Origin of the sequence: Leptospira perdikensis (genome assembly GCF_004769575.1) — a bacterium.
In the GTDB taxonomy this organism is placed as follows: domain Bacteria; phylum Spirochaetota; class Leptospiria; order Leptospirales; family Leptospiraceae; genus Leptospira_A; species Leptospira_A perdikensis.
This window is the reverse complement of sequence record NZ_RQGA01000016.1, coordinates 1-12,672: the sequence shown is the minus strand read 5'-3', so window position 1 is coordinate 12,672 and position 12,672 is coordinate 1. Positions and strand designations below refer to the sequence as shown.

At 33.6% G+C, this 12,672-nt stretch carries 14 protein-coding genes; all 14 read left to right on the top strand.

Features of this window, described 5'->3' with window-relative positions:
- Positions 1–191 precede the first annotated feature (191 nt).
- The 14 genes from EHQ49_RS16775 (at position 192) to EHQ49_RS16710 (ending at position 12,583) form a co-directional block, all read left to right on the top strand.
- Positions 192–968, top strand: a complete 777-nt coding sequence (locus EHQ49_RS16775; RefSeq protein WP_135580825.1) for a putative signal transducing protein — start codon at positions 192–194, stop codon at positions 966–968.
- Between the two features lie 300 nt (positions 969–1,268).
- Complete coding sequence (locus EHQ49_RS16770; RefSeq protein ID WP_135580823.1) at positions 1,269–1,607, top strand: type II toxin-antitoxin system RelE/ParE family toxin; 339 nt, start codon at positions 1,269–1,271, stop codon at positions 1,605–1,607.
- A gap of 1 nt (position 1,608) precedes the next feature.
- Positions 1,609–1,932: a helix-turn-helix domain-containing protein gene (locus EHQ49_RS16765; RefSeq protein ID WP_135580821.1), complete on the top strand. Its 324-nt coding sequence runs from the start codon at positions 1,609–1,611 to the stop codon at positions 1,930–1,932.
- 231 nt (positions 1,933–2,163) lie between these two features.
- On the top strand, positions 2,164–3,036 hold the full coding sequence (locus EHQ49_RS16760; RefSeq protein ID WP_208732242.1) for a DUF5677 domain-containing protein: 873 nt from the start codon (positions 2,164–2,166) through the stop codon (positions 3,034–3,036).
- 198 nt (positions 3,037–3,234) lie between these two features.
- Positions 3,235–4,005, top strand: a complete 771-nt coding sequence (locus EHQ49_RS16755) for a putative signal transducing protein (protein ID WP_167483021.1) — start codon at positions 3,235–3,237, stop codon at positions 4,003–4,005.
- Between the two features lie 431 nt (positions 4,006–4,436).
- Complete coding sequence (locus tag EHQ49_RS16750) at positions 4,437–4,649, top strand: AbrB/MazE/SpoVT family DNA-binding domain-containing protein (RefSeq protein ID WP_135580817.1); 213 nt, start codon at positions 4,437–4,439, stop codon at positions 4,647–4,649.
- Positions 4,650–5,048 (top strand): type II toxin-antitoxin system death-on-curing family toxin, encoded by a 399-nt coding sequence (locus tag EHQ49_RS16745; RefSeq protein ID WP_135580815.1) that lies wholly within the window; start codon positions 4,650–4,652, stop codon positions 5,046–5,048. It abuts the gene before it with no gap.
- Between the two features lie 204 nt (positions 5,049–5,252).
- Entirely contained in the window at positions 5,253–6,326 is a 1,074-nt protein-coding gene (locus EHQ49_RS16740) for a toll/interleukin-1 receptor domain-containing protein (RefSeq protein ID WP_135580813.1), read from the top strand.
- Positions 6,327–6,541: 215 nt separating this feature from the next.
- Positions 6,542–7,024, top strand: a complete 483-nt coding sequence (locus EHQ49_RS16735; RefSeq protein ID WP_135580811.1) for a hypothetical protein — start codon at positions 6,542–6,544, stop codon at positions 7,022–7,024.
- Between the two features lie 9 nt (positions 7,025–7,033).
- Positions 7,034–7,657 carry an adenylate/guanylate cyclase domain-containing protein gene (locus EHQ49_RS16730; protein ID WP_135580809.1) on the top strand — a complete coding sequence of 208 codons (624 nt, stop codon included), beginning with the start codon at positions 7,034–7,036 and terminating at the stop codon, positions 7,655–7,657.
- A 207-nt stretch (positions 7,658–7,864) separates the two neighbouring features.
- Positions 7,865–8,614: a hypothetical protein gene (locus EHQ49_RS16725; RefSeq protein ID WP_135580807.1), complete on the top strand. Its 750-nt coding sequence runs from the start codon at positions 7,865–7,867 to the stop codon at positions 8,612–8,614.
- Positions 8,615–8,820: 206 nt separating this feature from the next.
- The gene (locus EHQ49_RS16720) at positions 8,821–10,410 is read left to right on the top strand and encodes an ATP-binding protein (RefSeq protein WP_135580805.1); all 1,590 of its coding nucleotides are present in this window, start codon (positions 8,821–8,823) and stop codon (positions 10,408–10,410) included.
- Positions 10,411–10,605: 195 nt separating this feature from the next.
- A complete protein-coding gene (locus EHQ49_RS16715; protein ID WP_135580803.1) occupies positions 10,606–11,565 on the top strand; it encodes a hypothetical protein in 960 nt (319 codons plus the stop codon).
- A gap of 172 nt (positions 11,566–11,737) precedes the next feature.
- Complete coding sequence (locus EHQ49_RS16710) at positions 11,738–12,583, top strand: PIN domain-containing protein (RefSeq protein WP_135580801.1); 846 nt, start codon at positions 11,738–11,740, stop codon at positions 12,581–12,583.
- Positions 12,584–12,672: the final 89 nt, after the last annotated feature.

Here is a 12,672-nt window from a genome sequence, read left to right as displayed (position 1 = left end):
ATAACAGCGACTTAACGCTTCGCTTCGGGACTAGCCCTCGCTCGGTCTGCGACACATTCCTCTTCTGTCACTCGCTCGCAAACGCAAGCTACGTGCCAGTCCCTAACGTCTCTCCGAGACTCAGGGTCGAGGAACGTCGTTAAGTCTAGTTCGTTATACGCAAGTTTGAAAAAAATCAAAACAGAAACAAAATGAAATTAGTATTCACTTCAATAGATTACAATAAAATCAAAATAATCGAATCTACACTATTAGCAAATGGAATAAAATCTATACTAAAAGGCGAAGATTTAGATGTTTTAAATGGTATTATTCCTAGAAATTCTAATCTTTTGGAATTATATGTAAATGAAGAAGAATTTGATGATGCAATTTCTATTATTGAAAATGCAAAAAGTCCAAATCGACTATTTGAAGAAGATAAAATCGATGAAATTCCTAATAATAAATATGACGCAATAAAAGCATTAGCTAAAGAAAAAGACAAACTAGCATTATACAAATTTTCATCTGCGATTCTAGCGATAACATCTGTCGTGTTTCTGGTTCTCTATCTTCTCGAAATTGACAATTTTAAAAAATTCTACAACGCAACATTCAGCCCAAATATGAACTACTATTTCAGCAACGAGGATAACTGCTTATACGAGAGTTTAAAAAGCGAAAATTACGAAAGAATTCCGATATCTACGCAATGTTATGATAGATCTACAGGAATTAGGAAAAACGCAAAATATTACAACATCAATGGTAATCTTATCAGTGAAGTTTTTAATCCGGAATTATTGGAATTTGATACAAAAGAAATTACATATGATTATTACGGTAAAAAAATCTTTGAATACATTGATAGTGATAAAGATGGAATTTTTGACGAACTTATAGAATACGATCATGATGGATTTTCGAAAAAAAAATATAAAGATACTAATGGAAATTTCAGATTCGAAATTAATGAACTTAAATAACCTATACTTTCAAACCAGCGTATAACAACGGGGAAACGCTTCGCTTCGGGACGTGCCCTCGCTCGGTCTCCGACACATAGGCTTTTGTCACTCCTCTTGCTTATGCAAGCCTCGTGCCAATCCCTAACGTCCCTTCCAGGGACTCAGGGCCAGCCTACGTCGGTTAGTCTAGTTCGTTATACGACATTTCCGAAAGATCAAAAAAAGAACGGGCGTCCGTGCCCGTAAGAATGAAAAAAGATGGAAAAATTCCATTACTTAGTTCTTGACATACATTACCTGCACGTTATATTACTCTAAGTGTATGAAATAAAAAGAACCGGAGAATTAGTTCTTTGGTTAAAAAATCTCGATAACGATGCTAAAAAGGATATTTTAGTTTCTATCGAGATTCTTAAAGAATTTGGACCTAGACTTGGAAGACCTCATGTCGATACAATTACGGGTTCTAAAATTAAAAATTTGAAGGAACTTAGAGTTAATAGCAAAAATAGACCTTATAGGATTTTTTTCGTTTTTGATCCAAAGAGAAATGCTATTTTACTCATTGGTGGCAATAAAGCCACTTCTAAGAAATTCTATCCAACAATGATTAAAAAATCGGAAGAATTATATTCTGAATATTTGGGAGATTTATAAAATGATCAAGAAGAGAAAAGAATTAAAAAGTTTTGATACAGATCTTAATAAATTTGTTTCTCAAGATATTATAGATCAAGCAAAAGCTGACGCTCAAAAACAAATTTTCAAATTGAAACTGGCTGAGCTTAGACAAAAACAAGGGATCAAGCAAACTGATGTCGATGGTTTTTCTCAGGTTAGTGTTTCTAGAATTGAGTCTAGGTCGGATATCAAAATCTCCACACTAGTCGACTATGTTCATGCTTGTGGTTTCGATGTTGAAATTAAAGCTGTTCCCAAAAAAAAGAAAAACAATGAAGAATTTGTTTTATTAAGAGCCTAAAAAAACGCCATCCGTGGCTCAAATAAATATTCTCAATCGGAAACGGCGTATAACAGCGACTTAACGCTTCGCTTCGGGACGTGCCCTCGCTCGGTCTACGACACATTCCCCTTCTGTCACTCGCCTGCAATCGCAAGCTACGTGCCAGTCCCTAACGTCCCGTCCGGGACTCAGGGTCAGGGAACGTCGTTAAGTCTAGTTCGTTATACGGCATTGATTAAATTAAACTAAATGAAATCTATCTATGAGTTTAAAACACTTGAAAAATCATGCGATAGCTGCCACAATATATACCTAAAATTTTGGAGAATAATCGAAAACGATGTATTATTAATAAATAGCTATCTCAAAAATAGTAAAGAATTATTAGAAGCGCGAGATGCTTTATACCTACTTTTTCGTTGCTCGGATACTTACGTTACCATAACTAGATTATTAAAAAACAAATCATATTATCAATCGAGAATTCTTTTTCGAAGCCTACTAGAACATTACCTAAAAGCCCAATACATTATACTCAATTTTGATGAAAAAATCAATCTGTCAATAAACTATCATCTGTATGGCCAAATTGAAGAGTTTATAACTTCAGTTAAAAATAAAAATATTCACAATTATTTAACCGAAGAAGAAAAAATTAATTTATGGGACGAAATATATAAACATTTTCCTAATGTACGCCATTTACAGAAGAATGAAATTGAAAGCGCGATAAATCAATTTAATGTAAAGAACATAATTAAACATGTGTCTAGCAGATTCAAAGAACATTCGGAAATCTACGATCACTTTGAAATGGTTTTAAAGTATTACGGAGAATGCTCAATGTTTGTACATGGCAGCCCAAGTGCCGGAGATTATTATCAAACTAAAGACTCCTTCGATGAAGAGGAATTCTCTGGATTATTTAATATGATCACAATGCCTATATTTATGATTTTTGACACACTAAAAATCGTAATATTTCATAGCAAAATAAGATTTCGCCTATCAATTTCAAGTTTCGAAAGAATCAGTGAAGAGTTAGTAAATCTGCAATTAAAATTAAACGACCGAACAAGTTTTTTAGAGGAAATAAACTCTGAGAAAATCAACGCCGTATAACTACGGGGAAACGCTTCACTTCGGCACTTACGGCCTCGTTCGGGCTACGCCACATTCCCCTTCTGTCACTCGCTCGCATACGCAAGCTACGAGCCAGTCCCTAACGTCCCTCCGGGACTCAGGGTCGAGGAACGTCGTCTCCCCTAGTTCGTTATACGACATTTTTAAAATATTGTTTCAGAAAAAGGAATAACAACGTTGAAATTAGTTTTTACTTCAATTGACTATACAAAAATCAAGATCATCGAATCTGCTCTAAAATCACAAAATCTTAGAGTTACCACAAAGGGAGAGGACTTAGATGTTTTAAATGGAGTTATACCAAGACACTCTAATTTAATTGAAGTTTATGTGGCAGATGATGACTTTGAAAATGCCATTAATATCATCGAAACTGGAATCGAAATTGAAGACTCAATTGAAGAAAACACTTTTGACAATAAAAAACTAAACCGATATGAAAGTATAAAAAAAATCTCACTTAAAAAAGACAAAATTGCTCTTTTAAACTTACTATGTGGTATTTTATTAATATCAAATATTTTCTTTTTTATACTTTTCCTTACCCAAATCGATAAAAACATAAAATTAAAAAATTCAATTACTAATTCTTCTATTGAGTACGACTTTGATAATGATGATAATTGTCTTCGAGGGTATAGTAAAAGTAATCTTATACTATTGTCAGAAGAATGTTTCGAAAACAACTCAGATATACGAAAATATGCTAAGTATTTTAATTTCGAAGGAATTTTAAAGTCAGAGTATCTAAATCCATATAATCTTGAATTCGATACCATCGAAATCTTATACGATAAATTTGGAACAAAAATAAGCGAGTTTATAGACTTTGACCAAGATGGAAATTACGATGAATGGATATTATACGATAAAAACGGGATTTTACTAAAAAAATACAAAGATATAAACAAAGATTATAGATTTGACGAATCCGAAAGAGCTTACTAGTCTTTTCAATTCCTAGAAAACAAAATATTATAGAAACTTACAATGACCAATTTTATGTTTCTAATTTTAGAACTTAAAAACGGCGTATAACAACGGGGAAACGCTTCACTTCGGCACTTACGGCCTCGTTCGGGCTGCGCCACATTCCTCTCCGTCACGTCTCCTGCATCCGCAAGATTCGCGCCGACGCTAACGCCTCCTACGGAGGCTCAGCTTCGAGGAACGTCGTCTCCCCTAGTTCGTTATACGACATAGCCTAAAAAACGATTTTGAATATAAAAATGCAGTTAAGAGATGAAAGACAATCATTTCAAATTACTCCAAAAATCTAATTTCTGTAGAATTTTACTGATTTACTAAATTCAAACAATTTCATTTTTTGATTGAAATTGTTTATACAATGTTATTACATTGTTAATACAGGCTTGTATATGTTAAAAAAACTCGTACAACACGGAAACAGCTCCGCTTTAGTTATTGAGAAACCTATTCTTGAACTACTAAAAATTGATCAAAATTCTACGCTCGAAGTTACTACTGATGGTAAATCTTTAATTATCAAACCAATTGAGAAGAATTTAGCTAAATCTTTAGATAAGATTAATAAAGCACACGGAAAAACTCTCAAAAAACTAGCGCAATAAATGCTGGATGATACAATTTTTCTCTCTATTGAGGACGTAATACTTATACATAAAAACCAAATTGAAATGTATGGTGGAGCAGCCGATATTCGTGATTATGGACTCTTAGAATCGGCAATTAATCAACCAATGACTACTTTTGATGGTGTAAGTTTACATCCTTCCTTATTTGATAAAGCTGCAGCATACTTATTCTATCTATGTAAGAATCATCCCTTTTTGGACGGGAACAAAAGAGTCGCCTTAGCATCTTCACTAGTATTTCTCGATATTAATGGATATGACGTTCCTGATTCAAATGAAATTCTCTATGACTTCGTTATTGGAGTTGCAGAAGGAAAATACAAATTAGAAGAGATTAAGAATACTTTAGAATCTCTAGCTAAACTTAATATTTAAAAATAGGCTACGTCGTATAACAGCGACTTAACGCTTCACTTCGGGACTAGCCCTCGCTCGGTCTGCGACACATTCCTCTTCTGTCACTCGCCCGCATACGCAAGCTACGTGCCAGTCCCTAACGTCCCGTTCCGGGACTCAGGGTCGAGGAACGTCGTTAAGTCTAGTTCGTTATGCGAAATGGTATAAATTTTATTTTTAAATATGAATGAGCAAAACAAAAAAGTATTTATAAGTTATAGCCACGATAGCGAGGAATTAATGGATAAAATTTTGAGATTATCCAATAAATTCAGAAGTCAGGGTATAAATTCAATCATCGATCAATATGAGGAATCACCTTCAGAAGGTTGGCCAAGATGGATGGAAGATCAAATTGTAAATTCAGAATTTATATTAATAGTTGCTACAGAAGCATATTTTCTTAAACCAAAATCCCCAAGCATAGATTTTGGCAAGGGAGTAACCTGGGAATCTTCGTTAATTTACCAATTAATATATAATAATAAATCGAGAAACGAAAAAATTATACCAATAGTATTCGAAGATACTCATTTAAAGTTTATACCACTTCCTATACAAGGACAGACAGCTTATAACGTTAGTAATCCAAATGAGTATGAAAAACTTTATTGGCGAATTCGAGGAATTAAAAAAACAGAAAAACCTCCTCTTGGAGATTTACTACCACTAGAGGAAAAAGAACGAAAAAGTGCTATTTTAACTACATTTATTGATGTTGAATTATGGAATGAAGCTAATTGGAATGGTACCGTTTTTTTGTACGATAAAAAAATGGAACTACCACCTGTATTAGGTTTGAGATTTCAGTCGAAACAGGCTGCAGAAAAAATATTTTCAACGTGGATAAAAAGGATCGGATCTGTAGATAAAAAAGAACAAATCCGAATTTCCATAATCGATGGTCCACTCACCTACAATCCGCATGGTTATACCGTGCATATTAACTCAAATGTAGAGAATATATTAAAACTGAATAAGGAAAGTAAATTAGAATTTCCAATGGAATATTTTATAACGATTGGTAGATTCAATCGAATGAACCCAAATCCGAATTCTACCAATCTTTCCGATTTTCTAAGGCAATATTCAAAATTTAATGCTTTTTATCTAGCACCTGTATATGATGAAGGTACGGAACAAAATCTAATTCCAAATTTAATGATAAAAAAACAAGAACTAATTTATCGACTATCTAAAGACATTCCAAGAAGTAATGATTTGGATTCGGTCGTTTTATCAGATAATCCAGGATAATACCACTTCGCATAACAGCCTGTAAACGCTGCATTTCGGGACTTACGCCCTCGTTTGGTCTACGACACATTCCCCTCTGGCACTCCTCTTGCTTACGCAAGCGTCGTTCCAGTCCCTAACGTCCCGCCGGGACTCAGGGTCGGGGAACGTCGTTTACACTAGTTCGTTATGCGCTATTTATGAAATTTTAAATAATAACAAAAAAGGAACAAAAAATGTCAGAAACGTATAGAATTACAATCCAAATTGGGGAAAACAAACTTGAACTTGAATCTCATGATCCGAAATGGATAGAATCCAAGCAAAAAGAATTAGCAACGTATTTAGAATCGATTCCGGTAAATTCAAAACCGAATAAACCAAAAACCGAAAGCCATACCGACTTAGGAAAAAGCGGAATCACAATGACCATTAATGAATATTACCGAAAATACTGTAACGGAATGAAAGTAACTACTGATCTTGCTGTATTCTTTATTTATTATTTAAATTGGATTGAAAAGAAAAAGGATATTTCTACGAACGATATAAAAGTACTTTTTACAAAAGTCGGTATTCCAAAAGCCAATACTTTGAATTATTCAGATATACTCTCAAAGGCAAAAAAGAGAGCACTATTAAATTTTATAGATAATGCATGGAGCTTAACTATAACTGGAGAAGATTTTGTTTTAAACAAAATTCAGGATACAAAATAATCTACACAAATGAAAGCAGTAGATTTAGATTCACTAGCTTCTGTTTCAAAAAGCGCAGATATTTCACTAGCTGATCCGATTCGTTTATATATTCTATTTATCGATTTATGTGGCTCGACAGATTTCAAAACATATTGTCTTGGAAATCAAATTCCTGACGGTATATGGATTGAAAGACAGTTAATCTACCTTCATAGAATAATAAACATTGTCGAAAGATTTAAAGGTTCGATAGTAAAGACAATTGGTGATGAAGTAATGGCATATTTCACCGAGGAAATCAGCTCCGATAGTGTCATTCGCTGCGCCACAGATTCCCATTCTTTGTTTCGAGACATTGCAAGGTACGATAATAAAACCTGGCAACTTAAGTCGAAAATATCTATAGATTTTGGTTATGTATATAATTCAAATTTCGGATTACTTAAAGAAGGAATTATCGATCCAATTGGATTAGTAGTAGATAGATGTTCTCGAATTAATGGAGAATCAAAACCCGATCAAGTTCTGCTATCAAGTTCAGTTTTTGCCAAGCTTTCATCTGAATCTCAAGAAAAGTATTCAAAATTTAAAGAGTTGATCAACTTAAAAGGTGTTGGAGAAAGCGAAATCTACCGACTAAAAATTGAATAAAGTCATAAACAGCGCATAACAGCAACTTAACGCTTCGCTTCGGGACTAGCCCTCGCTCGGTCTGCGACACATTCCTCTTCTGTCACTCGCCCGCATACGCAAGCTACGTGCCAGTCCCTAACGTCCCGTCCGGGACTCAGGGTCAGGGAACGTCGTTAAGTCTAGTTCGTTATGCGTAATTATTTTAAAAAATTCAAAGAGAAAAAAATGAAAAAAAAATTTATATTTTGCCTTATAATTTTTGCAAACTTCACAATTATTCTAGGTGAAAATCCAGAAAATGAAAATGATCAGTATCCAGTTTCAGAACAAATAGAAATAAACCAAAATGATGCAGATAAAGATTTAATTATTAATATCCTTGGTGATATCGTAAAATTTAATCCAAATCCAAAAGACACAGAAGTTCAAAAGAAATTACGAAGTAAAAATCAGTTAACTTACCTTAAAGAAATTAATTCAAAATGGATAGGTAAAAAAATATCTTTCGAATCTGTGAATTTAAATGATGTAAAAGCTGAGACAGAACTTTCTCCTGAAGGAATCAAACAATCAAAAAAACTAATTCAACAAATTAAAAATGATCCCTCTTCTCAATTATTATATGGAGATGGAAATATTGAAAAAAATCCGCTTATTGCATTCGCTATCGCTTTTCAACTTGCTTTTTGCAATACTTGTTGGCAGGAAACTGGAAAATATAACGCAATCTATTATTTAGGTAAAAGCGAGCAGTATTACGATTCTAAAATCATTAGTAAAAACATTGAAGATTCTACTTCAGAGATTGAACAAAATAATGAAATTCAAGTAGAAATACAAAAAGTATTTCCTGATGAAAAATCAGTTATAAACTTGGAAAAAAATAAAGTTACAACTTTAATTGGAACGATAAAGTCAATAAACTATGAATCTGGGCAATTCATGAGTCCAAAATTAAAAGTATACTTAAAATAACTACGCATAACAGCAACTAACCGCTTCACTTCGGGACTTACGCCCTCGTTCGGTCTCCGACACATAGGCTTTTGTCACTCCTCTTGCCTACGCAAGTGTCGTGCCAATCCCTAACGTCCCCTCCGGGGACTCAGGGCCAGCCTACGTCGGTTAGTCTAATTCGTTATGCGCAAGATGTTTAAATTTTATAGAGAGAAACCAAAAAAATGAAAACAGAAAAAGGAAACTTAAATGCATCGCCCAGCAAAAGAATTTTCAAATCTATCATAGCTGACTATGATATAAAAGCATCATTATGCGAACTAGTCGATAATTCTCTAGATCAATGGATAAAAAAAGGAAAGTCACGAAGTTTAGAAATCGAAATTGAAATCGATATCACACAAAGACTCATTAAGATTATTGATAATGCTGGTGGAATAAGAGAAAGCGACCTTTCTACTATCATTGGTCCAGGTCAAACGACGAGCGATTCAAGTCATCCAATAATTGGTTTATTCGGAGTTGGATCCAAAAGAGCAGTTGTTGCAATGGCTCAAGATATAAAATTTAAAACAAGGTATAGTAAAAACAAAACATATCAAATTGATGTCGATGACAATTGGCTAGTCGATGACTCATGGGATTTGCCTTACTATGAAATTGATCCAATAAATGAAGGGACAACTATAATTGAGCTCACGCGATTACGTTTTCCCCTCAATGAAGAGCTAATAGAAAGAGCTATAGATCATTTAGAAGTCACCTATGGTTATTATTTAAAAAATAAAAACCTTATTATTAAAGTAAACGATAGAAAATTAGAATCTAAAGTTTTCGATAATTCATGGAGTTACAATCCAGAATACTTACCAAAACAAATTAAAACATCAATTACAATAGAAAATTCAAAACTTGAATGCTATATAACAGCTGGTTTAGCCAGGGAAGGCGGATCTGCTGGGCAAGGAGATTATGGAGTTTTTTTCTATTGTAACGATAGATTGATCTCACGAGCTGAAAAAAGTTATGAAGTTGGTTTTACATCTGGAAAAGCTGGACAACCACACGGGGTTGTCTCCTTAACTCGTGTAATAATAAAAGTCTTTGGTAGCCCTCAGTATATGCCATGGAATTCAAGTAAGTCAGGAATTAATTATGAAAGTATTTTTTTTGAGACCATTCGAGATACGCTAATAGATATTGTTACAACTTATGCGAGTCTTTGTCGAAGATTGTACAATGATGCCGAAGAAAAAATCTATGCCTATGATAAAGGAACAATAGAAAAGAAAACTATTCAAGACTTTCCAAAAGTCAAAAAAGCATACTCACTTGCTCTACCTCCAGTAAAAATAAGAGAAGAAGATTTAATAAAATTTAAAAATCAAGAAACTGGTAAACAAAAACCGTGGACAGTCGGCCTTTATGAAACGATAATCGCCGTAACAAATATATCAAAAAATAAAAGACTTTCTCAAAAAAATAGAATAAATCTATTACTATTAGACTCATCTTTGGAAATCGGATTTAAAGAATTTTTACTCCATGATTCAGGACAGCAATATTCTGAAGATCGTATTAAAGGTATGTTTAGCGATAGAACACAAGTCCATAACGAAATAAAAAAAGTAACTAAAGGGACACCACGTGAAATCACTGAAGCAAATTGGAAAAAAATAAAATTTTACTATGACAAACGATGCGATCTAATTCATAAAAAAGCAACTAATTCCCCAACTGATAGCGAATTAAATGATTTTAAAGAATTAACAGAACTAGCTTTCAAAAAATTATTTAATCTTTCTTTTAAGTAAACATCCAGCGCATAACAGCGCCTTAACGCTTCGCTTCGGGACAGGCCCTCGCTCGGTCTGCGACACATTCCCCTCCTGTCACTCGCGTGCATTCGCAAGCTACGTGCCAGTCCCTAACGTCCCGCCGGGACTCAGGGTCGGGGAACATCGTTAAGTCTAGTTCGTTATGCGAAATATTTGCAAAAAGGATAAAAAATGGACTTTAAAAAATTAGAAAAAGACTTATATGAATCAGAACAATATCTTAAAAAATTAAATTTTACTATTCAAAATAATTCTTCAATTGAAGCGATAATTCTCGCATCTACAAAATTATTCGAACAAGACAAAGGCTCAATTCCAGTAGAACAAAAATGGGACTTCCGCCAAACCTATCGAGATATTCTTGGATTTCACGATATCGTGGAAAAAATAAAAAAAATTTCCAACCATCCTTGTTATACAGAAATAATACCACACATAAAACTACTTGCAGAATCCAAATTTCAGCAGAATGATAAATCTTCTGTTCTTGATTCTAATTCGAATAAAGTTTTTGAATTATATCTCGCACTAGCTTGTATGAGAATTTCTCAGAAAGTCAAACTTGACAATCCGAACATTTCAAAGGGAGATAATCCAGATATTATTTTTGATTATGAAGGTCAATCTATTGGAATAGCCTGTAAAGTTTTACATTCACCTAATCCGAAGGGAATATTTCAACATATTGAAAAATCAATTGATCAAATAGAAAAATCAGAAGCGACAAAAGGATTAATTGTAATATCATTAAAAAATATAATAGACCATGATGATTTTTGGAAAATTCAAAACCTAGAGAATGTGAAAAATGGGACTTCGGAACCTGAATTTAATGCATTTGCAAATAGCGAGGATGCAAGAGAAAAACTAAATTCTTATGTAAAACCATTCTTTGATTATTATAGCGATCCATTAGAGATAATGGCTTTAAACGAATTATTTATAAATAAGAAGACCCCACCTGAATTTTATTTTTTCCTTAATAGTATAACGTCAGTCATGGAACATGAAGGACAAAGGGCTATTAATTTCAAAAGACTATTTCAAATCAACATTAAGGAAGGAATATTACAACCAATCACACACTCAATAGCTGAGAAAATAAATCACTATATTCAATATGATACATAAACGCAAATACTTCGCATAACAGCATCTTCCCGCTACGTTTCGGCACAAGGCCTCACTCGGCCTTCGGCAAATTTCCCGCTTCCCTAACGCCTTCTACGAAGGCTCAGGGCGGGAAACTTCGGGAAGACTAATTCGTTATGCGTAATTGCTTAAAATCAAAGAGAAAGGTTGTATGATCAAAATATATATTGACACCTGCGTATGGTTAACAATTTGCTCTAAATTCAAATATAGACAAATCACTAACAAACTTATATCTCTAGCAACTGATAGGAAAATATCCATTTTAACAAATGATATTATTTTAGATGAATTTATTAGAAATGAAGAGCATGTAAAAAAAAGCTACATACAAAGTTTCAAATCCTCTGTAGATCAAGTTAAAATATTATACGATTTTGTGTCGGAAGAAGAGAAAGTTCTCCTTCAAAAACTTATTGCTTATGCTAAAAGTAATGAACAAAAAATAATAGATAAAACAAATTTTTCATTTCAAATCGTTAAAAATTTTTTACAAAGCCATCTAGCAACAAAAGTAACAATTAGCCCAGAATTAAGGGTTAAAATAATAGATCTCGCATTAGAAAAGAGAGCTCCTTTCCATAGAAACAAAAATTCAATAGCAGACGCTTTACATATATTGAGCTACAAGGATTATAAAGAAAAAAATTATAAAGATGGAGATGTTTATTACTTTTGCACAGAAAATACAGAAGATTTTTCCCATCCCAAAAATGAGAGTAAAAACCATTCCGATTTTGATGAAATATTCAATCAGACAAGCTCAATATATAGCACAAATATTGCTGAGATTTTAGAAAATTACGCACCTGATCCTATAATACAACCCTTAGTAGACCAAATCAAGTTAGAATCATATTATTGTATTGATGGGAAGGGACATACATATTCAGAAGATACTGGGGCATATTTAAGATCTAGATATGGTGGATTGACTTGGCAGTTAAGATGTGAAAAGTGCGGGCAATTATTCGATACTGGAGAGTTTTTTGATTAAGTAAGCAACTACGCATAACAGCGACTTAACGCTTCGCTTCGGGACTAGCCCTCGCTCGGTCTGCGACACATTCCTCTTCTGTCACTCGC